The sequence below is a fragment of the Sphingobium terrigena genome, assembly GCF_003591655.1.
Classification (GTDB): domain Bacteria; phylum Pseudomonadota; class Alphaproteobacteria; order Sphingomonadales; family Sphingomonadaceae; genus Sphingobium; species Sphingobium terrigena.
Genome location: NZ_QVRA01000043.1, coordinates 1 through 22,096, shown reverse-complemented (window position 1 = coordinate 22,096; position 22,096 = coordinate 1). Strand labels below are relative to the sequence as shown.

General features: G+C 59.4%; 21 protein-coding genes and 1 pseudogene. 11 read left to right on the top strand and 11 right to left on the bottom strand.

Features of this window, described 5'->3' with window-relative positions:
• The first annotated feature begins 3 nt into the window (after window positions 1-3).
• Together istA and istB are read left to right on the top strand one after the other, a co-directional pair.
• On the top strand, window positions 4-1,614 hold the full coding sequence (gene istA, locus D0Z70_RS23095) for an IS21 family transposase (RefSeq protein ID WP_420820403.1): 1,611 nt from the start codon (window positions 4-6) through the stop codon (window positions 1,612-1,614).
• A gap of 42 nt (window positions 1,615-1,656) precedes the next feature.
• A complete protein-coding gene (istB, locus tag D0Z70_RS23090; RefSeq protein WP_370569475.1) occupies window positions 1,657-2,406 on the top strand; it encodes an IS21-like element helper ATPase IstB in 750 nt (249 codons plus the stop codon).
• 374 nt (window positions 2,407-2,780) lie between these two features.
• On the opposite strand, the pseudogene D0Z70_RS23080 reads toward istB, so the two are convergent.
• The 7 genes and pseudogenes from D0Z70_RS23080 to D0Z70_RS23050 all read right to left on the bottom strand — a co-directional run.
• A pseudogene (locus tag D0Z70_RS23080) lies at window positions 2,781-3,002 on the bottom strand (hypothetical protein); the annotation flags it as partial.
• Window positions 2,999-3,184, bottom strand: coding sequence for a hypothetical protein (locus D0Z70_RS23075; protein WP_086486319.1), 186 nt, complete (start codon window positions 3,182-3,184; stop codon window positions 2,999-3,001). The pseudogene D0Z70_RS23080 and the gene D0Z70_RS23075, both read right to left, overlap by 4 nt.
• A gap of 25 nt (window positions 3,185-3,209) precedes the next feature.
• Entirely contained in the window at window positions 3,210-3,974 is a 765-nt protein-coding gene (locus tag D0Z70_RS23070) for a class I SAM-dependent methyltransferase (RefSeq protein ID WP_130754661.1), read from the bottom strand.
• 159 nt (window positions 3,975-4,133) lie between these two features.
• On the bottom strand, window positions 4,134-5,006 hold the full coding sequence (locus tag D0Z70_RS23065; RefSeq protein WP_086486321.1) for an alpha/beta fold hydrolase: 873 nt from the start codon (window positions 5,004-5,006) through the stop codon (window positions 4,134-4,136).
• A gap of 215 nt (window positions 5,007-5,221) precedes the next feature.
• Window positions 5,222-6,163: an MlaD family protein gene (locus D0Z70_RS23060; RefSeq protein WP_119750436.1), complete on the bottom strand. Its 942-nt coding sequence runs from the start codon at window positions 6,161-6,163 to the stop codon at window positions 5,222-5,224.
• Window positions 6,164-6,233: 70 nt separating this feature from the next.
• Complete coding sequence (locus tag D0Z70_RS23055) at window positions 6,234-7,850, bottom strand: ABC1 kinase family protein (protein WP_024020670.1); 1,617 nt, start codon at window positions 7,848-7,850, stop codon at window positions 6,234-6,236.
• Window positions 7,840-8,334, bottom strand: coding sequence for a MarR family winged helix-turn-helix transcriptional regulator (locus tag D0Z70_RS23050; protein ID WP_086486019.1), 495 nt, complete (start codon window positions 8,332-8,334; stop codon window positions 7,840-7,842). Before D0Z70_RS23050 ends, D0Z70_RS23055 begins: the two co-directional genes overlap by 11 nt.
• 222 nt (window positions 8,335-8,556) lie before the next feature.
• On the opposite strand from D0Z70_RS23050, the gene D0Z70_RS23045 reads away from it, so the two are divergent.
• From D0Z70_RS23045 to D0Z70_RS23005, 9 genes are all read left to right on the top strand, one after another.
• A complete protein-coding gene (locus tag D0Z70_RS23045; protein ID WP_239019097.1) occupies window positions 8,557-9,666 on the top strand; it encodes an ABC transporter permease in 1,110 nt (369 codons plus the stop codon).
• Window positions 9,667-9,674: 8 nt separating this feature from the next.
• Window positions 9,675-10,451, top strand: coding sequence for an ABC transporter ATP-binding protein (locus tag D0Z70_RS23040; protein ID WP_031309820.1), 777 nt, complete (start codon window positions 9,675-9,677; stop codon window positions 10,449-10,451).
• Complete coding sequence (locus tag D0Z70_RS23035; RefSeq protein WP_024020666.1) at window positions 10,451-11,380, top strand: MlaD family protein; 930 nt, start codon at window positions 10,451-10,453, stop codon at window positions 11,378-11,380. The genes D0Z70_RS23040 and D0Z70_RS23035 overlap by 1 nt, the downstream gene beginning before the upstream one ends.
• A 44-nt stretch (window positions 11,381-11,424) precedes the next feature.
• Window positions 11,425-12,075 (top strand): ABC-type transport auxiliary lipoprotein family protein, encoded by a 651-nt coding sequence (locus tag D0Z70_RS23030; RefSeq protein WP_119750434.1) that lies wholly within the window; start codon window positions 11,425-11,427, stop codon window positions 12,073-12,075.
• Window positions 12,076-12,476: 401 nt separating this feature from the next.
• Window positions 12,477-13,055: a DUF4142 domain-containing protein gene (locus D0Z70_RS23025; protein WP_235955309.1), complete on the top strand. Its 579-nt coding sequence runs from the start codon at window positions 12,477-12,479 to the stop codon at window positions 13,053-13,055.
• Window positions 13,056-13,204: 149 nt separating this feature from the next.
• On the top strand, window positions 13,205-13,678 hold the full coding sequence (locus tag D0Z70_RS23020; protein WP_370569476.1) for a hypothetical protein: 474 nt from the start codon (window positions 13,205-13,207) through the stop codon (window positions 13,676-13,678).
• Window positions 13,679-14,246: 568 nt separating this feature from the next.
• The gene (locus D0Z70_RS23015) at window positions 14,247-15,395 is read left to right on the top strand and encodes an HlyD family secretion protein (RefSeq protein ID WP_119750438.1); all 1,149 of its coding nucleotides are present in this window, start codon (window positions 14,247-14,249) and stop codon (window positions 15,393-15,395) included.
• Window positions 15,396-15,448: 53 nt separating this feature from the next.
• The gene (locus D0Z70_RS23010; RefSeq protein WP_174827323.1) at window positions 15,449-16,954 is read left to right on the top strand and encodes an MDR family MFS transporter; all 1,506 of its coding nucleotides are present in this window, start codon (window positions 15,449-15,451) and stop codon (window positions 16,952-16,954) included.
• A 7-nt stretch (window positions 16,955-16,961) separates the two neighbouring features.
• Window positions 16,962-18,449: an efflux transporter outer membrane subunit gene (locus tag D0Z70_RS23005; RefSeq protein WP_088189891.1), complete on the top strand. Its 1,488-nt coding sequence runs from the start codon at window positions 16,962-16,964 to the stop codon at window positions 18,447-18,449.
• Between the two features lie 791 nt (window positions 18,450-19,240).
• Here D0Z70_RS23005 and D0Z70_RS23000 read toward each other — a convergent pair.
• The 4 genes from D0Z70_RS23000 to D0Z70_RS25120 all read right to left on the bottom strand — a co-directional run.
• A complete protein-coding gene (locus D0Z70_RS23000) occupies window positions 19,241-20,683 on the bottom strand; it encodes an efflux transporter outer membrane subunit (protein ID WP_239019096.1) in 1,443 nt (480 codons plus the stop codon).
• Window positions 20,680-21,588: an HlyD family secretion protein gene (locus tag D0Z70_RS22995; RefSeq protein WP_086486394.1), complete on the bottom strand. Its 909-nt coding sequence runs from the start codon at window positions 21,586-21,588 to the stop codon at window positions 20,680-20,682. The genes D0Z70_RS23000 and D0Z70_RS22995 overlap by 4 nt, the downstream gene beginning before the upstream one ends.
• A 10-nt stretch (window positions 21,589-21,598) precedes the next feature.
• Entirely contained in the window at window positions 21,599-21,811 is a 213-nt protein-coding gene (locus D0Z70_RS22990; protein WP_086486327.1) for a DUF1656 domain-containing protein, read from the bottom strand.
• The coding region (locus D0Z70_RS25120; protein ID WP_220475702.1) for an FUSC family protein at window positions 21,808-22,096 on the bottom strand (289 nt) is incomplete at its 5' end. The genes D0Z70_RS22990 and D0Z70_RS25120, both read right to left, overlap by 4 nt.

Here is a 22,096-nt window from a genome sequence, read left to right as displayed (position 1 = left end):
GGGATCGTGGTCGACCGGCTGACTGGCGAAATCCGTGATGCCCATATCTTCGTGGCAGTGCTCGGTGCATCCAGCCTCACATACGCTGAAGGAAGCTGGACCGAGACTCTGCCGGACTGGCTGACCTACGAGCAGGGTTTGTCGGTACGGGCCGTGTCAGAGCGGCTGAAGCTGAGCAAGACGACAGTGTCGACGTACCTGCTGCGCGCGCGGCAGGCGGGGCTAACAGTCTGGCCATTGCCGCCGGGCTATGACGATGACGCTGCGGTTGAACGGCTTGTATTCCGGCGTGTGGGCCGCCCTGCGCAGGATCGGGAAGAACCGGATTGGCCGCTCGTTGCGCGGGAGATCAAGCGCAAGGGCGTGACGCTGGTCTTGCTATGGCAGGAATATCGGGCCGCTCATCCCAACGGGTACGGCTATACCTGGTTTTGCGATCGATTCCTGTCCTTCCAGCGGCGGACCCATGTCAGCTTCCGCAATCGGCATGAGGCGGGCGCCGTGATGCAAACCGACTATGCTGGTCAAACCGTTCCGCTGATCGATCCTGTGACTTGCGTCATCACCCCGGCGCAGATCTTCGTGGCGGTTCTTGGCGCTTCCTCGTTCACCTTTGCGATGGCAAGCCTGAGCCAGCAGCTGCCGGACTGGATCGACGCTCAGTGCCGTGCGCTGAGCTTTATCGGCGGGGTCCCGCGCGCGATTGTGTGCGACAATCTCAAGTCAGGCGTTGTCAAAGCGCTATGGTTCGAGCCCACGCTCAGCGCGACCTTTGCAGCGATGGCCGAGCATTACGATACGACGATCCTGCCAACCCGGAGCCGGCGACCACGCGACAAAGGAAAGGTCGAGGGCGCTGTGTTGATAGTAGAGCGCTGGATCCTGGCGCGTCTGCGCAATCGGCGCTTCTTCAGCCTGGCGGATCTCAATGCTGCGATCGCGGACCTGCTGGTTGATCTCAATGATCGGCCCATGCGCCATGTCGGCAAATCCCGCCGGGCGATCTTCGAGGAGATCGAACGGACAGCTCTGGCAGCGTTGCCCACGTCAGTGTTCGAATATGCCGAGTGGAAAACGGCCCGCGTTCACCCTGATTATCATATCGAGGCGGATAAGACCTTCTACTCGGTACCGCATCGGCTGATCGGCCGGCAGGTGGATGTTCGGCTGACGCACCGGGTGGTAGAAATCTTCTACGATCATGTGCGGGTCGCCAGCCATATGCGGACATCGCAGCGCCGCGGGCATGTCACGGTGAACGAGCATATGCCCAAGTCGCATCAGCGCTATGCGAACATATCACCAGCAAGCCTGATCGAACGTGCCAGGAAAACCGGTCCTAACACAGCGATGTTCGTGGAAAGGTTGATGGTCGACAAGCCGCACCCCGAGCAGGGTTATCGCTCTGCTATGGGCATCCTCTCCCTTGCTCGGCGCTATGAGCACGATCGGCTCGAAGCGGCCTGCGACCGGGCGCTGGTGATCGGTGCCGTCACCTACTCTTCAGTCAACGCCATCCTCAAAGCCGGGCTCGACAAGATCCAGCCGACAACGGGGCCGCTCAAACCAACACCGGCGCACGGCAACATCCGTGGCGGGTCCTATTACCAATAATGAAAGGACGATCTTGTGCTGACGCATCCTACCCTTGATCAAATGCATAGCTTGGGGCTAGCGGGCATCGCGGCCGCGTGGCGCGACATTGCCGAGCAGGACACTTCAGGCGACCTGACCCGCGACGAATGGCTCGGGCTCATGCTGGACCGCGAGATCGCCGCTCGTGCCGACCGGCGGCTGACCAACCGGCTTGCCAGCGCAAAGCTTCGCTTCGTCGACGCCTGTATCGAGAATGTCGACTTCGCCGCACGCCGAGGCATGGACCGACGTAATATCCTCTCACTCGCGCAAGGCGCGTGGCTCAATGCCCGCGAAAATCTCATCATCACTGGCCAAACCGGCACAGGAAAGACGTGGCTGGGTTGCGCATTCGGGCGACAAGCGGCGCGTCAGGATCACTCCGTCTTATATCTGCGCATGCCGCGCCTGTTCGAAGATCTTGCACTCGCGCGCCTCGACGGTCGCTTCCCACGCGTGGTCGACAAACTTGCACGCGTCCAGCTGCTCATTCTCGACGACTGGGGCACGCACAGCCTCAATGATCAGCAGCGTCTCGACCTCCTGGAAATCTTCGAAGAACGTTACCGCCGGAAATCCACTTTGATCACTGCCCAGCTCCCCGTGGCGGCATGGCACGAAATGATCGGCGAGCCGACCATCGCCGACGCCATCCTCGATCGCATCATCCATAACGCTCATCGCATCGCCCTCGAAGGCGACAGCATGCGACGACAAAAAGCGCCTTCAGGCTTGACCCAGGATCCAAATCCGGAAATCACTCAACCCTAACAGCAACCAGGCATCCAATGCCTAAACCAGCTGTCCCGGATTTACTGAAGCGCTTGTCCGGGATTTAGCGAAGCAGCTGTCCGACTTTTGCGAAATACGCATAGCTGGCGGCATCGTTGGCCCGTTGAACTGCTCTGCCGTGTCATGGATGTCAGTGAACGCGGCTATCGATACGCCCTGCCGATGTAGTTCGAGGATCATCATCAATTCTCCAAGTCGGATCATCGGCCCCGTCTCCGCGTCTGCAAAGGAGATGAGGACAATGTTGGCTCATCTCATTCTGCCGGGGCTAGCCCCGGCAGAATGAGATGAAGGGGCCACCAACTAGGGAATTTTCAAAGCCCACTTTTGCGGAGAATTGCACGACCGATGACAGGTGGCAGGCGGGCTTCGCCCAGATGCCTTTCGATCCGGCGTCGGTCCCGTTCTGCGATCTCATGCTCAGCGAGCGCTGCAAGCAAACGGGCACCAGGCCAGCCTTCCTTGTCGGCCCGCGTGGTAAAGTCGGGCCAGATCAGTTTGATTGCGGGCAGACGCAGGTCGTTGAGGATGAGGCTCAGGCGCTGGGCGTCGATAGCGGGAGCGTTCCGGCTCATGCGGCTTCTCCCGCCAGGAGAACATCATAGGTGACCAGGGGGACCAGTTCCACCACCACGTCGGGAAGCGCCGCCGGATCGGGAGCGAAGCGTATCCGCAAGGCATCCATGTCGGGGAAACGGTCGGCAGCCACTTCGGCTGCCAGCAGTTCCGCGAGTTCGGCTTGCCTCGGAATCAGCAACGGAAGTCGCTAATGCATTACAGCGTCACTTTTGGCGATTATCCGATCTGTCGATCCTCCGTCCCGTTAGCAGGCCTTTGGCGCCCGTGCCTTCGAACTTGAACTCGAAGTCTCTCCAGGTTTTCCTCCAGCGTCGCGCCACGTATCTTTCTCCCGGTCTTGCTGCATCATCGAGCATGATAAGGCCTCCCGGTGCGATACGTTCGAAAAGGCGTTCCGCCATTCCTCGGGTAAAGGGATGAATTGACCAAGGCGGTCCATCTATGACAAGCAGATCAATTGTCTGTGGAAGGTCGTGCAAGGCATACCATAATCCAGGCCAGGCCTGGTCCCGAAAGTTCAGCGGAGCATGGCTGAAACTTGCCGACAGGTGGTGCTCAGCGAGCCAAATGCCCATCTGCTCAACGAACGGTTCATACTGATCGTAGCTGTATAAATGCCCGCCACCGTGAAGCGACAATGCTTTGGCGATAACCAGCGAAGTTACTCCGGAACCTAGTTCCACAACATTTTTCGGTTGTCGGACTTCAATCTCATCAACAATCCTGTGAAGAAGGTAAGTATCTGCTTTCCAGCTGCCAAGATGAGGCAAGGCGTCCTGTTCAAGGTTTATACGCTCAAGAACAGCATTTTTTTCAGCTTTGTTTCCCCCATAAAGGCTTTTCAACAGCCAAGGCCATTGGATGAGCGCAAAGAATAGCTGGAACAGGGTTTCGCCCTTTGTGCGCGCGGTGCCTGTTTCCCGCGGCATCTTTTTGGCCAGCATGCCGGTCAGATTTCTGGTCGTCAACTTTCGTCACCTTCGTTATGGATAGCAGTCCAGTGAGCGAGGCAGCAGCCAGTTACCGAGTGTCATCTTAGGCAAACCCACCAATGTATGGCGCTCTGCACAGCAAGTCGTCCGACCCTCGATGATCAGGAGCAAATCTCTTCTCCCATGCTCGTCCCTCTAGGAGCTGGACTGGCGCCCTAAAAAGCCGAGAATTGCGGCAGAAAAGGCGTCGTTTGCATCGCCTGCGACCATATGCGTGGCATCGATAATGTCGGTATATTCAGCATGCGGTGCCAGTTCGCGCAGATGTTCGACAGCGCCTTCCGAGACAAGATCACTGGATCCGCCCCTGATCAGATGCAGCGGTAGCGTCAAATTAGCGGCAGCCTTGTATAATATATTGACTTGCTGCTCCTGATGCGCGGTGTCGCTGCAATGTGCAGCCACCATATTGCGAATAAATGCTGGATCCCAGTGCCAGTAATAGCGGCCATCCTCTTTCTGCCGGAGATAGTGCCGTAGGCCATCGCCCGCTCTGCGCTTGCGACGATGTGGCATGTAGCGCGCAATGACTTGTGCAGCTTCTTCCGGAGACGAAAAGCCAGTCTCGACATGTTCTTGCATGAAGCTGACCACCCGCATCACGCCGCCCGGCTCGATACGCGGGGCTATATCTACAAGAGTGAGCGATGCGAAGCTGCCTGGGGCGAGGTCTCCTTCTGCTATCATTCCGGCAAGGCCGCCGAGGGAGGCGCCTACCAGAGCCGGTTTGCGATCCATTCCTGATGCTACCGCGACGAGATCGGCCGCAAAGTCGCGCACGTCATACGCACCTGCGCTCGACCAGTCGCTGTCGCCATGCCCACGCATGTCTATAGCGATAGCGCGAAACCCCGCCTCGACCAGATCTTGCACTACCCGCTTCCAGGCGCGGCGAGTCTGACCCGCCCCGTGGGCAAGCAAGACGGGCATCGCCCTGCATTCGCCCTTCACTTCAGCAGCCAGGCTGATACCAGCGGCTCCATCGATTTTGCAGTTCTTCCCGGTCATCCACCAGTCTCGATCCTGCAGGCCCGATTGAAGATAAACCCCTTAGTCCATTTTTGGCTCTGCCTTTGCGCCACTTCAGGACGTTGCATCCACTCACGCGCGAAGAATTGAGAGGGTCGTTCTATCGTCCTGAGTTCGTGCTTCACAGAAGCTGATTGCGCGCCTGTGCATGAAGACGAGGGTCGGTCTGTTCCTGAGCGGTCGATCGCGATCATCTATTTCCTTTCCTCAGTCGTGGGACGGTAGTCAGGTAGTTTGGGAGATCCCACGCCTTCCCGGTCAATCTTCTTGGCCGCATCGCCCATGCGTCGAACTGGTTCGCGAACGGCGCGGGCGGTTTCGGCGATTTGTTGCGCATCCCCTTCCAATTGCCTGATCCGGGGCCGTGCGTGCGAAATGGATAGGCCCAGAGACCGGGCTTTGCCTTCGGCATCATGCAAGGGCCGGCCGAGGCTGTCGTGAAGACCGCCCCGCGATGCCTCGAGCCTCAGGCGAAGCCTCTCCGCGTCGTCTCCCGCCCGAGCCATTACATTCCCTAGAGAATGGATCCTGTCTTCCTGCAGGGCCTCCCCCGCGATTTGACTGACATCGCTTTTCCAGTTCCGCGAGCGCAGCGCGAGTTGGCCAAGACGTTCCTCGATGGATCGCTGACCGGCAGGGTCCAGCTTCTTTGAGATGCTATCGGCACCTGACGATATCTTGGCGATCATCTCGCCTGGATTGAGGTCGCCGCTGAGGAGGCCGCCGGTCTTCACTGGTACAAGCGGGAATGGCTGTCCCGCTTGAACTGTAAGTGCTGGTTCACGCTTGTTGCTTCCCGCCAGGCTTATCTCTGCCGATCCATCGAAGAATGATTTATCGACCGACGCTGTCACGCCGCGATGGAGTAAGATGTCCTTGGTAAGGACGAACCGGACCACGACCGTATCCGGATTTGAAGGTTGGAGCCGGACCTGGGTTACTTTCCCAACGGGAACACCAAGAAGGTTGACGCCCGATCCGATTTGAACGCCGTCAACCGATTGTTTAAACTGCACCTCATACGTGGCCCCGTCAGCCTCACGTGACTGGATGAGCCACAGGGTGAACCCAATGACGGCGGTTATGAGCAGGCCGACAACAAGGCTCACCTTCAACCAGTTCGAACGCGTTTCCATGTGACCTAGAAATCCTGGAGCCGGTAGCGCGACAAATGAGCTTTTAATTTTCGCGAGATTTGGAACGTGATCACCGCCGCTTCACTCGTTCGCCAATTGCCAGGGCAATGGAAAGCACCGCCAGCAGCCCGGCGATGATCGGTTCCGAGGCGAAAAGGATTGCAGCACATATTCCCAATGCTGCGGGGTAGAGCTGGGGAGTGGCTCTGCTGTTGCGCTCATCGCCGCGCAATCGTTCAAGATCCCTGGGTGCGATACTGACGGTGATCGATCCGGTACGCGCAACTCTCTCGATCTGTCCCACCAGGCTCGGCGTTGACAAGGCGGCTCTTCCAAGCGCTGCAAACAGCTTGCCCGCTTCGCCACGCAATCGCGCCGGACTCGTTCGCTCGCGCATCAGTTCCTTTGCCAGCGGAGCCAGTTCTCGAGTGATGTCGAATGTCGGATCGATGCGCCGGACAAATCCCTCTGCCGTGAGCAGCGTCCGGAGCACCAGTGCCAGATCGGGCGGGAGCGCGAGATGAAAGTCGCGCAGTATCGCAAAGACGATTTGGAAAATGTCGGTAAGGTCAATTTGCTCGAGCAGAACATTGCTGAAACGGTTGATCAGTTCGGCCAGGGCCTCTTCCAGCCTGACACGGTCAACATCAGGGTCGCCCGCCCAAAGCAGCAGAATATCGACGACCCCGCCTGTGTCCTCCGCCGCGATCGCCAGGCCAAGCCGTACCAATTCTTCCCGGCGTCGTGGCAGAAGCGTCCCCACCGCTCCGAAGTCGATAAGCCCCAGCGTTCCGTCCTCCAGGAAAAAGACGTTGCCGGGGTGGGGATCGGCGTGGAAATGACCATTGATGACGATCATGTGGAGGATCGCCTGCGCATAGGTGCTGGCGAGGCTAATGAGATCAAGGTCGCTTTGCCGCGCCGCCTCCAGATTGCTTGCCGGAACGCCTCGAAACCGCTCCTGTATGTTGACACGCCTGCCGGACAACTCCCAGTCAAAGCGAGCCGTTCGCACGCCGAAAGCTTTGAGATACTCTCCGATCGTATCGCTGGCGCGAGCTTCCGCGCCAAGGTCCATTTCCCGATCGATACTTTCAGCGAAGTGGCGCAGCAGTTCGTCCGGCTTTAGTCGCGCGATCTCGGGGATGCGGCGCTCTGCGATCCGGGCGACGCGGCGCAGCAGCCGAAGGTCGGCGTCGACAATCCGCTCGATCCCGGGACGACGGACCTTGACGATAACGTCCCGGCCGTCGAGCAGCGTTGCTGCATGGACCTGAGCGATCGAGCCGGCCGCAATCGCTTCGTCTTCAAAGGAGGCGAAATAGCTTTCCACAGTTCCGCCGATCGCCTCTTCGATAAGTGGTCGCACGGTGGCGAACGGCAGCGGCGGAACCCGGTCCTGAAGTTTCGAAAGCGCATCGATCCAATCGGGCTCCAGCAGATCACTTCGCATTGCAAGAATCTGCCCGAACTTGACCGCTGCAGGACCGATATCTTGCAGCAGCGCAACGACTGCTTCTGGTCGAGCGCTATCAAATGGTTCCTCACCACCCAGTCTGAGACCTAGCCGGGAGGCCATTCCCTTGAGGCCGTGTCGCCCGAACAGAAGCAGGATTTGTGCGAACCGCTCCCGCTCCTTCAATGCGACCGCTTCAGGCCCGTCCATCAAATGAGGATCAGCCATCATTATGTGCCTTGAGCGTGGGGACGCGACCTTGGCGGAAGCCAGCTTGCGTTTCGAGTTGATCCACGACCTTGTCGAGGTGAAGGATCGCCCTATCCAATGCTTCCAGTTCTTCCGCGGTCAAGCTGCCGAAGGTCTTCGCCACAATGCCATCGTAGAGTGGCAGGGCCTGCTCCAGCATCGCCCTGCCTGCGTCCGTGATTTCCACGAGCTTTACACGACGGTCCTCTTCAACGGGCGAGCGCGTGACCAGATCATTCTGCTCCAACCAGTCAATCGCCTGGGTTACCGTGCGCGGGGCCTGATCGAAGAAGCTTGCAATATCGGTTGAGCGGCTGGGTTGCTCGGCGAGATATACCAGCAGCTTAAGACGGGCCATCGATGCACCTTGGGACGCAAGGTGCGTGTCGATCAGCCGCCGCATTCTGTACCAGGTCCAGCCAAAGGCCGTCGCGAGTGCGCGCAAATGAACTTCCTGAGGTTCCATATGTTATGTCCTTGCTCAATCTTCGATGGCATGGCAAGGGGAGAGGATAAAGTTATGACTGCGACGAAGCTGGCACCTCTTGGCCCATGGCGTGCCATTGCTCGATCATCATCGTGAGACCCCAATGCTTGACCATGCCAAGGTTCAAGATATGCGCTGCGTGGCGTTGATGCCAGCAGGAGCCGAAATCGTCCGCTGCTCAATTCCCATGCTGCTAGTGCGATGATCGCGGCAGATTGGCATATTGACGAGGGTGGCGGCCCGACTCTGCATGTGAGCGGTGACTGGACTTCGCTTGCTTTGGGCGATGCGGAAGGGCGCCTGGGTGCCCAGGCGGCCAGGAGTCTAGTCGTGCAGCGTCTCGATCTTTCTGCTCTGGGGCGGATCGACACTGCCGGTGCCCTCCTGCTTTTGCGGTCCATGGCTCCAGACGCCGATATAGACTTTGGCGAAAGAGAGGATTTGCAAAGGCTGATAGACCTTGTTCGACCTGCCCTTGAATCAGATACGGCCGGTAAGGCTGGCGTCACTGGTGTTCTGGGATTTTTCGAGCGCTTCGGCCGTCAGGTAATCGGGATCGCCGATGACGCCTACCAGATGCTGGTGTTCACTGGGCAGCTTATTGTGGCGCTCGGCCGTACCCTTGGCGATCCTCGCCGACTGCGCATGACGCCGCTTGTCGCGTTCATGCAGGACGCGGGCATTAATGGGCTTCCGATAGTTTTTATCATGACCTTCTTCATCGGCGCGGTCATTGCGCTCGTTGGCACCAACCTTTTGACAACGCTTGGCGTTGAGGTGTTCACGATCCAGTTGGTGGGCGTGGCCATCCTGCGCGAGTTCGGCGTGGTGATCACTGCCATCCTTCTGTCTGGACGTTCCGCATCTTCCTTTGCCGCTCAGATCGGTTCGATGCGGATGAACCAGGAAACCGATGCGATGCAGGTTATGGGCGTGGACCGCTTCGATGCGCTGGTAATCCCGCGCATCTTAGCCGCGCTTCTCATGATGCCTCTTATGACCTTCTGCGCGGATATCGGCGGTCTTGCTGGCGGACTCTTGGTCAGTTGGGTGACGATTGATATCAGCCCGGTCTTCTTCATCCAGCGTACGCTCGAAACGGTGGACATTAAGCATTTCTGGATAGGCATGTGCAAAGCGCCGTTTCTGGCTCTGATCATCGCTGCTGCGGGCTGTCGGCATGGCCTTATGGTCGGCGGCGACGTCCAAAGCCTTGGTCAAAATGTGACGTCCGCGGTCGTCCAGTCAATCTTCATGGTCATTATGTTCGATGCGATTTTCGCGGTTATCTTCATGGCGCTCGATCTGTGAGGGCGCTTGTGGAAACCGATGCCGAAGACGTGCCCATTCGCGTCAAAGGCCTGCGCACGGCTTTTGGCGACAAGGTCATCCATGAGGATCTCGGCCTTGAGGTCAAGCGCGGTGAGATATTGGGTGTGGTTGGCGGATCGGGTTCCGGTAAGTCGGTGCTGCTCAACACCATCCTGGGCCTCAAGCAGCCCGATGGCGGATCCGTCGAGATATTCGGGCAGGACATCCGCGATCCGCAAGCGCACAGTGAAGTCGAGCGTCGGATTGGGGTGATGTTCCAGCAAGGCGCATTATTCTCCTTTCTCACCGTACAAGAAAATGTCGAGGCGCCACTTCTGGAACATACGAAACTTACACGTGAGTATGTGCACGATCTTGCAAGGCTGAAGATCAAGCTTGCTGGTTTGCCGGAAGATGCAGGCTGCTTGAAGCCTGCCGAGCTATCTGGCGGAATGCGCAAGCGCGCGGGGGTAGCCCGCGCAATCGCGCTGGATCCTGATATCCTCTTTCTCGACGAGCCGACTGCCGGCCTCGATCCAATTGCTGCAGCCGAATTCGATGATCTTATCAGAACATTGCGGGATGCTCTTGGCTTCACCGTGTTCATAATAACCCACGACCTCGATACTCTGTACGCGATTTGCGACCGCGTTGCGGTTGTCGCTGACAAGAAAATCGCCGCTGTTGCAACGATCAAAGAACTTGAACGGTCAGATCACCCGTGGATCCGGAGCTATCTTCTGGGACCGCGCGGCCGTGCCGCGAAAAAAGAGAAAGAAAGCTGATGGAACGCCATGCCAACTATGCTCTGGTAGGCGCCGCCTCCATCGCGTTGCTTATCGCCACGCTTGTTTTTGTGGTCTGGCTCGGCGGTTCGGCCAAAGGAAGTGATTCTTACCAGATCGTGTTTCATGGGCCGGTCAGAGGTTTAAGCGTTGGAGGCGAAGTGCAGTTCAACGGCATCAAGGTCGGGGAAATCGGCGGAATCCGCCTCGACCAGCGCGACCCCAACCGTGTGATCACGGATATCGAACTGACGCGCGGGACACCGGTGCGCGAAGATTCGGTCGCATCCTCTGAAAGTCAGGGCATCTCAGGGGTCAGCATCGTGCAAATCAGCGCGGGCACGCCGAGCAAGCCGCTGCTCAAGACCAATGATCACGGTAAGCGGCCTGTCATCGCCAGCAAGCCCAACGCTATGTCTTCATTGCTGCAAGGCGGAGGACAGGTGGTGGCAAGCGCGACCGAGGCACTGAGCCGTGTGAACAAGGTCCTTTCGGATCGTAATATCGCCAACATCGGCGGTGCCATTCGCGATGTCCGAATGACTACGGCGGAACTGGCGGCCAATCGGACCATGTTCGCCCATGCCGGTTCCGCGCTCGCCAAACTGGATCGGGCGGCTGACGATATTCAGGGCGCGGCCTCGGCCGTTCGGCAGATTGCCGATGGCGATGGCAAGCGCGCCTTCGCCGATATCTCCCAGGCGGCAAACGAACTCAAATCGGCAGTTCATGAGGCTCGCGGCGTGATCGCCAAACTCGACACGCAAAGCGCCGATATCGGTACGACCACGATCCCTAATATCAATGCGACCATGCTGACCTTGCAAGAAACAGCTGAATCGCTGGACGGACTAATTCGCGGGATCCGACAAAGTCCCCGCGAAGCTCTGGCCAAAAGCCGGGGTGCTGAACTGGAGTTGCCTAAGTGACATTATCAACCAGGAATCGGACTTTTGCACTTCTGTCGAGCGCCTTGCTGCTGGGTAGCTGTGGAAACCTGCTAGGCGGCGGCGAGCGCGCTGACCTTTTCAGGTTTGGCGTGGTCGAGCCCACGTCCGTCACCGGGATGCAGGGTGCGCTCCCGACTCGCTCTGTATCTCTGCTTCGCCCCCGGTTCTCGCAGGAGGTAGAGGGCGATCGCATGCTCACCACGCGGGGGGAACGTGCGCTCTACCTTAAGGGGGTTCGTTGGGTGGCGCCGGTCCCCGATCTTTTCACCCAGGCGCTGATGCGTCAATATGCGGCGCGGGCACCTGACGTGCGCCTGACGGGCGTCAGAAATGCCACCGGGGCATCGCATGCGCTGCAGATTGATATCGAGCGATTCGAAGCACGGTATGCCCTCGATGGGGGTGAAAAAGCACCGCCCATTGTCATTATCGAAGGCGATGCAACCCTGTTTGACCTTACTGATCGTCGTCCCGTTGAGGCCAAGCGCTTCTTGGTGCAGGAGCCAGCGTCCGCAAATACCACGAGTGGGATAGTCGCCGCTTTCGATCGTGCAGTAGCTCGCTCAACCACAGAATTGACGGATTGGTCCGCGCAAACAGCGCGGAAGCATTCCACGGAGCGCGCGCTTGATACATCGAAGGATCGAATGGAACGCAAGCAGGGGATAAATTGATCATGAACTTGCCGCCGATCTCTACAATCTTAGGGCGCGAAAGCATGTACAAAATCGCCATGCGCCAGATATCTTCGTAGGTATCTACGAGTTTTTGTTTTTATCTGAAGGGCTGACCCGATCGGAGCCAGAGTAAGCAAGATAGTATAATCCCGGATTCTACGTATTAATAAGCGATAGCATATCGACCATGTGATAAGTCAAATCTCGTAATGATTAATATTTCTATCGGATTATGAAATGCAGTCCGCTTTCGATTTAAGTGACACTCATTTGACAATTTAATTTATGCAATGCGGGCGATGGTGGAACGATTATCCAACAGCATCGTTACGACGTCGTCACGCTTAACGTGATGCGGCCACTTGACCGCTAGAAATCTATTCTACGGAGAAGGTATTATGCTGAAAGTCATTATGGCCGCAGGCGCGCTAGCGCTTTCAGGTTCAGGGGCTCTCGCCCAAGCTGTTTCACCAACAAACACAGGTTCAATGTCGAGCATGGATACCGGCACAACACCGATAGCTGGACAGAATGAGCCAGCCTTTGTGATGGCTGCATCGGATGCGAACCTCTATCAAATAAAAGCAGCGCAGTTCGCCGTGACCAAGGCTCAGCGTGACGATGTGAAGGCTTTTGCCAAACGTGTTCAGACCGAAGCGCAAATCGCGCAGAAAGCACTCATGGCCGCGCTGCGCAACGATCAGCGGACAATAAAAGCGCCATCGTCATCGCTTTCCTCCGACAGAGCCGCACTCGTGAAGCTGCTCCAGAAGACGCCGCGCGGCAGCTTCGATAATCTTTATCTATCCCAGTCCGCCCAAGTACTACAGGCGGCATGGGCCATCAACAAAGGCTATGCGCAAGACGGCACCGACCCAGCCTTGAAGCAAGTCGCGGGAACCGCCGTTCCCACACTTGAGCAGGAACTCACCAATGGGAAGGCACTTCTTCCTTCAGCATTGACCGGCGGTCAATGATCATAGTGGCGCCCGTTCTTCACGGGCGCCACTCAATATGATCGTCATGCCCTGGCGGGCAGCCGCTGTTATTTCAAGCGCGGTAACAGCGAACGCCACAGCGGTCGTGTTTATGCTTTCAACCTTGTCGTCAGGATATTGGGCGGATGATGATACTTGTTTTTGCCATGGCGGCTCTTGCACAAACCCCCGAGCAACCCGCCAGAAAAGATGAGACAGTTGACCGCGGTCGGGAAATCGTCACGCAGCCGGCGAAAGATATTGGCGCGGCCAAAACCGAAATTCCAGCTATTCTGGAAAGAGCGCAAGAAAATCCATATGGTCTCGTCGGCTTGAAATCCTGTGCGCAGATCAAGGCCGCAACTACGGAGCTCGATAGCGTCCTCGGACCTGATTTTGCGGTCGGCAACAACAAAAAAGAGAACAGGGCTGGTCGGCTGGCCGAGGCTGGAGGGAAAACTATTGTTAACACAATCATACCGTTTCGGGGCTTAGTTCGGGAGATTTCGGGCGCAGCTCCGGCCGAAAGACGCCTGGCGGCAGCGATTGACGCCGGCTTCGCACGCCGCGGCTTTCTTCGTGGAACAGCGCTCGCGCGGCGCTGTCCGGGGAGCAAAAATTAGCGACGAAAGCTGACGCTATTGAATTCGACGCCTCTGTGTGAGGCTGCGCATTATCTCTTGAACTATGGCATTGCAGGGTAATGGGCCGGGGCGAGAATAACGAAAAGCTACTCGGGCCAGAAACAACCTATATTATTGCTTCCATGCAAGGTGACGGCGGCGCAACCGATCAAAGTGCCGGGTCACCTTTCGTGTGACCCTGGCTGATATCACCATAGGCCACAATTGTGGGGATTGAAACGGGACACCAATTCGAGGCTCACTTCTTAACGACCGCCCGATCGGCAAAGTAATTTTTCGCGTCGGAGTGCTCGGCATCACGCGCCATCAGTTTCTGTGTTGTGCACCAGCCTAGCAAACCGCTCCTCGGTATCTTTTGATTCTTGCTTGAAGTTTGGGGGAGCTACAGCCTGATATGCGGCTTAGGTGTAGGACCGGTCCAGCGGCGGCGGGCAAGGAGCGGGTTATCTCTGCGTAATGCTGAGGTTCCATATAATATGCAATTGCCGATCACTCCTTAATGCTGCAAGACAGAACCACACCGCGCAACATTGGGATTGTAATTTATATGGCGGACAAGTCGGCCACTGTTTCGTCGGATTCTGAGAGCCTCGGCGAATCTGCGGTGTCGCCGCTTAAATCGCCGCGCGTTCGCCTCGCGATGCTCATTGGCGCGATCCTGCTGCTCATCGGTGGCTTTGTCTGGTACTTGGATCATCAGAACCGGGGCCGATACATGCAGGTGACCGACAACGCCTATGTTGCGGCAGATTCCGTCATCACAGCGCCCAAGATCGCCGGATATGTTGAACGGGTGTTCGTTATCGAGAATCAGACGGTTCGGCAGGGGCAGTCTCTGGCTGAACTCGATCCCCGCGAATATCGGGCGCAGACCGAACAGATTGCCAGCCAGATCGAAACGGCAACGGCTGCGGGGGATACGACGCGCTCTCAGATTTCCGAACAGCAGGCAACCATAGCGCAAGCGCAAGCCCAGCTCAACGCGGCGCGCGCCGAGGCTGCTTTCGCCGCACAGCAGGTTACGCGATATCAGCCGCTTGCCGCATCAGGCGCTGAGCCAGGGGAGCGTTTCGCGCAGCTTCAGACGCAGGCACGACAAGCTCGCGAGCGAACCAATGCTGCGCAGGCGGCGCTGATCGCCGCGCAACGGCGTGTCGGTACACTGGGCGCGCAGGTGCGTCAGGCCCAGTCGCAAGCAGAGGCCGCGCGTGCCCAACTCAAGGTAGCGCGCGTCAACGTCGAATCGACAGTGCTCAAGGCTGCAATCAATGGCCGTGTGGGCGATCTGGCTGTCCGTGTCGGGCAATTCGTGCAGCCCGGCACACGCATGATGACACTGGTTCCTGTCGATCGATTGTTCATTGAGGCGAACTTCAAGGAAACTCAACTGGGGCTTATGCGCGTCGGCCAGCCTGTTGGCATCGAAATCGATGCGCTCCCTGGCGTCGAACTGACCGGGCGTATTGCCAGTGTCGCTCCTGGCACGGGCGCCCAATTCTCGGTGCTCCCCCCCCAGAATGCGACCGGAAACTTCACAAAGATCGTACAGCGCGTGCCTGTACGCATTGCAATCGATGCTCCTCTCGAAGTGCGCACGCTCCTTGTGCCGGGAATGTCGGTTGGAGTAACGGTCGATACGCGTTCAGCCAGAGGAGAGATGGATCGACTCCGTCAGGCCGTAAGCCGGAAGCGTTGACAGTGGTCACGGTCACAGCATCTCCAGACGCAGCTCGTTCCGCGCGTGCGGACTTGACCGCTTGGATCGCTGTTGCTGCCGGCTCGCTCGGCGCACTGCTGGCGACCCTCGACATCTCGATCGTCAACTCGGCACTGCCAACGATCCAAGGCGAAATCGGAGCAACCGGCACTGAGGGAACGTGGATCGCCACCGCCTTTCTCGTTGCCGAGATCGTCGTCATTCCGCTGAGCGCCTGGCTGGAACGGCTTTTGGGACTGAGAACCCTCCTTCTCATTTCCGTGACTGCCTTTACCGGGTTCTCCATCCTATGCGGCATCGCCACCGACCTTATGACGATGATCATCGGACGAACCGGGCAGGGCCTTATGGGAGGGCTGCTGATACCCACCGCCATGACGATTGTCGCAAAGCGACTCCCGCCATCCCAGCAGCCCATCGGGATGGCCCTTTTCGGAATGACCGTAATCTTGGGACCCGTTCTTGGCCCCTTGCTCGGTGGCTGGCTGACGGAAAATTTGAGCTGGCACTATGCCTTCTTCGTCAATGTTCCGGTCTGCGGGATACTCCTCTTGCTCCTGTTGCTCGGACTGCCGCACGAACGTACGAATTGGGTCTATCTTCGCGAGGCCGACTGGTTGGGTATTATAGGCCTGATCCTTGGCCTTGGAGGACTGACGATCGTGCTCGAGGAGGGGCACCGTGAAGACTGGTTCGAATCGACGCTTATCATCCGGCTGACGTTTATAACCGTAGCAGGGTTTGTGATGTTGGCGATCGGACAGATCTGGGCAGCAAAGCCCGTCCTTAAGCTGCGAATCGTCATGAGCAGACAGTTCGGCAGCGTCGTTATCATGGCGCTAGCGCTGGGCATGGTGATGTACGGATCGACCTTCGTCATCCCGCAGTTCCTGTCGCTTATCGCCGACTATAATGCCCTCGAGACCGGACAGGTCATCTTTCTCATGGGCGTTCCTGCCTTCTTTGTGATGCCGTTCGTGCCGTTTCTGATGCGGGTTGTCGACATCAGGCTGGCCGTTGGCGCTGGCCTCGCGCTTATGGCTGCTAGCTGCTTTGTGAACACCAGTCTCACGGTGGAATCCGCAGGCGAAGCCTTTACTACCGGTCAGCTGCTGCGCGGGGTGGGGATGATCTTTGTCATGCTGTTTCTGAACCAGGCCGCCATTACCTCAGTCAGCAAGGAGGATGCTGGAGATGCCTCAGGCATCTTCAATGCTGCGCGAAACCTCGGTGGCTCATTCGCTCTGGCGGCCCTGACGTCGTTCCAGGACCAGCGTATGTCACTCCACAGCCAACGGATGGAGGAAACCCTGTGGGCAAACAATCCAAGCGTGCAGGAGTATATCGCGGGGATGTCTCATACTCTGGGAAATATGGACGCGGGCCTTCAGTCGCTCGCTGGCACAATTCAGCAGCAGGCGTTCGTCATGACCTATAACGACATATTCTTGACGATGGCGGTAGCGACTTTTGTGACGCTTCCGTTCGTGTTTTTCCTTCGCCCGCTCCCCAAGGGGATGTCGCTGACGATGCATTGAGGTGGTAATGGCAAAGTTAAGTGGTCTCATCCTTCCGCTGCTCCTTGGTGGATGTGTGGTCGGCCCGGACTATTCCGGACCACCAGAGCTCGGCCAAGCCGCGCCGCGGCCGACATTCGTTCGTCAACCAGCGGATGCGTCGACCAGCGAGCCCGAACTCGCCGAATGGTGGACGACGCTGCAAGATCCGGTTCTCGATGAGCTCGAGCGGCGCACTCTTGTCGCGAATCCCTCGATTGATGTTGTGCAGGCCCGACTTCGCCAAGCCCGTGGGTCTGTACGCCAGGAGCGAGCAAACCGCCTGCCGACGGCTGGTGCTCAGGGCGCGGCCATATTTGCTGATCTTCCCGGGATCGATCTCCAGGCCAGTCAAGGAAGTACTCTACCCACACCTGTTCCGGCACCTTCATCCGCCCAGGATGCGGACACGTCTCTGCGTTTCTACAACCTTGGTCTGAACGCAAACTGGGAAATAGATCTCGCGGGCGGGCAGGTGCGAAAAATCGAAGCGGCAAACGCGCTGGCGGCCGCAGCGGCGTATAATGTTGCAGACGCAAAGGTTCAGCTCAGCGCTGAAGTCGCGCAGACCTATACCAATCTTCGTGACCGGCAGCAGCGCGCCGCTGCTTTTCGGGGAGGTCTCGACCTTCAGCGCCAGCAACTCGCCCTAGCCCGGCAGCGTTTCGGGCAAGGCACAATCCCGGCCTTCACTGTCGGCCAAGCGAACCGCGCGGTTCAGGCCACGATCAGCGATCTCGCCGCGGCCGATGCTGAGATCGAAATATATATGAATGCGCTAGCGGTTCTCGCCGGTGAAGCGCCGGGATCTCTCGATCCGCTATTGACGCCACGGCGCGATATCCCGATCCCCCCTGCGCGGGTGTCGATCGGAGACCCTTCGGCGCTCATGCGCCGTCGTCCCGACATCCGCGCTGCGGAGCGCAATCTCGCCGCCACAACCTCCCGGATAGGGGTCGCGGAAGCAGCTCGTTTTCCGAAAATCAGCTTCATGGGGATTCTCGGGATTGGCGGCACGTCCATCGGAGACCTGGTAGATCTGGGCAATATTTCCAACATCGCCGTCCCTCAGCTGCAATGGGGCTTGCTCGATTTTGGACGAACGTCAGCGGCGATAGCGCAGGCACGCTCTGGTCGCGATGAAGCCGAGGCACAATATAGGCAGGTAGTGCTCGGCGCGCTTGAGGACGCGGAGACGTCGCTTGCGCGCTTTGCACAGCAAAGGCGAAACGTCGCCGCATTTGCCGAAATCAAGCGGTCCGCAGATGAAGCGGCAACGCTGATGCGGCAGCGCTATGCGCGGCAGGTCATTTCGAGAGGCGACACTCTTGAGGCTGACCGCCAGCAGCGGCTTGCAGAGGCAAACCTGCACAGTGCGGTTGCGGCCCTCACCGCCAGCTATGTTGCCATACAGAAGTCGCTTGGACTGGGATGGACAGAAGCTGGGAGTCAAGCTTCAGCCCTTATGAGCAAATAATGATGGTATCTGTCCGGACTTGCCAATACAAGAATCGGCGGCCCTGCCCACCGCCAATGATGACTTTTGGCACAGGGCAACCCGCCTGTTCGGCATCCATCCTGCTGCCCTTGCGATTATACAGAGTTTCGCGGGGTAACGCGCCCCGGGGCGATTGCGATGTCTTTGACGGGGGTTGCCCCCGATAGGATGAAATACGGATTCACGACCGCATAGCCGGACGCAACATCGGACCGGAGACAACCACAGAGCAGTTTATCGGCCTCGACGTGTGATTGAATAGAATTTCTGTCCGACGAAGATCTATCCCGCGGGGAGTTGTCCTGACCGCGTATACGACCTTGTACCCGACAGACGGCATCACCCGCAGGCAGAAGATGGGGCCGCTTGTAAAACCAGCCAAGCTTACGACCTCACAACCATAGATCGACGAAGATCGAAATTGCCTTGACCGTGATGCGATTAAACAACCCACAAGTGCATCATTGGCGAGCATCGTGCCGAATTGGATATCCATGAGGCGAGACCAACCCCACCACATGATCAGGCTGCCGGGTGCCGAACACGCGCTTCGGCGATATCATTCGACGGGTTGGAGAACGGCGCCCGTCAAATCAGTTGATCGAGCAGCGGATCGTTCAATTCCCGCCACCATGGCGTCAGTTGCGGCGTGGAGGGGCACCGGGACCTGATCCGTCAGCACAAAGGATACCTATCGAGGCGGGGCTGCTCCTCTGTAATTCGGCCCCATCAAACATCCGCGGAGCGTACGCCTCGCGAAGGCTCGGTCATCATGGCCCCGCCATCCCTCCTTCCCAGCCGCCGCCGAGCGCAAGGAACAGCCGAACGCGATCCGAGGCGATGGACGCATCCGAGGCCGCCAGCGCCGCTTCGGTTGTGGCAAGGCTTCGCTGCGCGTCGAGCAGTTCAAGGCCTGTTCCAAGACCGCCCCCGGTTATCCGGGCCTGGAGCCCGGAAGCCCTCCGGCTCTCTTCGCGCGCGCGCCTGAGCTTTGCATTCTGGTCCAGATCACGGGCATAGGTGCTGAGGACCGTCTCGGTTTCGCGGAGAGCTGCGAGGACGCTGCCGTCAAATGCCGCCAGCGTCGCGCGCGCCGCTGCATCGCTTTCCGCGATCCGCGCCCTGGCGACGCGTCGGTTCGGGAAGGACCACGAGATGAGCGGGCCGAAGCTGAACCGCAACGCCGAATCGTCGACCAGCCCGCCCACGCTCCGCGAGGTCGTGCCGAGCGATGCGCCGAGGCTGACGCTCGGATAGAGGTCCGCCGTCGCCACTCCGATGCGCGCCGTCGCAGCCGCGAGCCGGCGTTCAGCTTCGCGGATGTCAGGCCGGCGCCGGATCAGCGCCATACCGTCGCCAATCGGCAGGGGGCGGTCGACGGAAGGGATGATCCGGCAGGTCGCGAGATTGGGCGGATAATCTTCGGGCGTCCGGCCGAGCAGCACGGCAAGACTGAATAGTGCAGCTTTGCGGCCTGCCTCGATCGGCGGCAGCGCTGCCTCGAGCTGAGCCAGGAGCGCGCGCGAGCGGGTGGCGTCGAGGTGCGTGTAGAGGCCGGCGCGCACGCCTCTTTCGGTGAGGGCGAGGCTTTGCCGCTGCAGTTCGACCGAATGGCGCGCAACGGTCATCCGCGCGCCGGCCGCGCAGGCATCTCCATAGGCGCCGACCACTCCGGCCACGACCGTCGTGCGCGCAAGGTCATAGGCGGCGGCCTGCGCTTCCGCATCGGCCTGCGCGGCTTCGATCGTGCGCCGAATCCGGCCCACGACGTCGAGTTCATAGGATATGCCGACGCCGGCGTCGAATGTCGCATGGGTCCCGTTGGGCGAGCCGAGACCGAGATTGGACGGCTCGCCCACCGATACGCCGCCCGCCGTGGAAGTCTGGACGCCCGCGCCGGCCTCGACCTCCTGGACAATCGCGCGCGCGCGTTCGAGATTGGCCGCCGCGACCCTGAGGTCGGTGTTTGCCTCGATCGCTTCCTGGACCAGCGCATCGAACTGGGGAATAGCGTAGAGGCGCCACCAGCGCTGGGGCAAGGGTTCAGCCGAATAGGCGGGCGATTTTCCTTCGGCAAAGCTTGCGGGCCGATCCGAGATGCCTGCGGGCAAGGGCGGCGCCCGATAGCTGGGGCCGACCGTGCCACAGCCAGCCAGCATCAGCGCGCCCATCAGTCCGAGCGGCCTTTTCGTTCCGACGCGCCCCATCGTCATTCGCTCCGGCCGGGGCCGAGCGCATTTTCCGCGCCATTGAGCGTCACGGTGACCGTCCGGCCCGCGATCAGATCGATGCCGGGCGGCACCTTGTCGATGGCGATCCGCACGGGGATGCGCTGGGCAAGACGGACCCAGCTGAAGGTGGGATTGACATTCGCGAGTAGCGTTCCGGACGCGGTCGTCCGTTCGCGATCGTCAATGCCCGCCGATCGGCCTTCAACATGGCCAGAAAGCGGCCTATCCTCGCCCATTACCCGGATCGTGACGCGGACGCCGGGGCGGATGTGCGAAAGCTTCGTCTCCTCGAAATAGCCGGCAACGTAGTAGCTGTCGGAATCGACCAGCGTCATCACGGGCTGCCCGGCGGTGGCATAGGCGCCGGGGCGGAGCGAGAAATTGGTGACGATGCCGTTGACCGGCGCACGCACCTCGGCGCGCGCCAGATTGATGCGGGCGAGATCGCGATCAGCGATCGCCTGGGCATAGCGTGCGCGGGCCTCCTCGGCGGTGGAGCGGCGGTCGTCACGTTGCTGCCCCGAGACGATATCAGAGAGGGCCTGATAGCGGCGGTTCTCCCGTTCGGCGGCGTTCAACGTTGCCCGTGCCGTGGCGACAGCGGCCTCGGCCTGCTCAACGGCATTGCGCAGCCGAACATGGTCGATGGTAAACAGGATGTCGCCGCGCCTGACCACCTGGTTGTCGCGAACGTGGACCTGCTCGACCCGGCCCGACACGTCTGCCGCGAGAGGGACCACATCCGCCCTGATCTTCCCGTCGCGCGTCTGTGGCGCGTAGGTGTAGTAATTATAGAGGTGCCAGAAGACGAACACGCCCGCACCCACCACCAGCAGGGTGAGCAAGGGCTTGAGCAGGCGGAGGAGGGTATCGCGATCTAGGGTCATGGCGGGCACTTCAGGATGCGGTGACAAGGCGTAGAGCCAGAAAGGCGGTGCCGGTCAGGATGAGGAGCAGGGCGGTGTCGAACAGCGGGCGCTGCCAGACGAGGCGGTAGAAGCTGATGGACTCGAGCACCCGCGACAGCAGCAGGCGCATCGCGAAGCCGAGGATCGCGCAGAGGAGCAGCGGCGAAACGAACACGCCCGCGATGTCGATTTCGCCGATCATGTCGCCGGTACCCAGGCCGGCGCGCGCTCGAACAGGGCGATGCGCAGACCCGCTAAGGCATGAATGGCGCGGTCGGGGCGAGCGCCGGGCGAACCATCTCCCGGCCAGAGCGCATCAAGTGCTTCGTCGATGAGCGCGAGCAGACGGGACGACGGCTGCGGTTTGTCGAACTCGCTGCGGAGTTGATCGAGAACCCGATCCGTCGCCTGCCGCCCATCGGCGGGAAGCGCGTTGCCCATCGAGCGCAGGTCGGCGACGTTCGCGCCGACCCGCAGCCGGATGAGC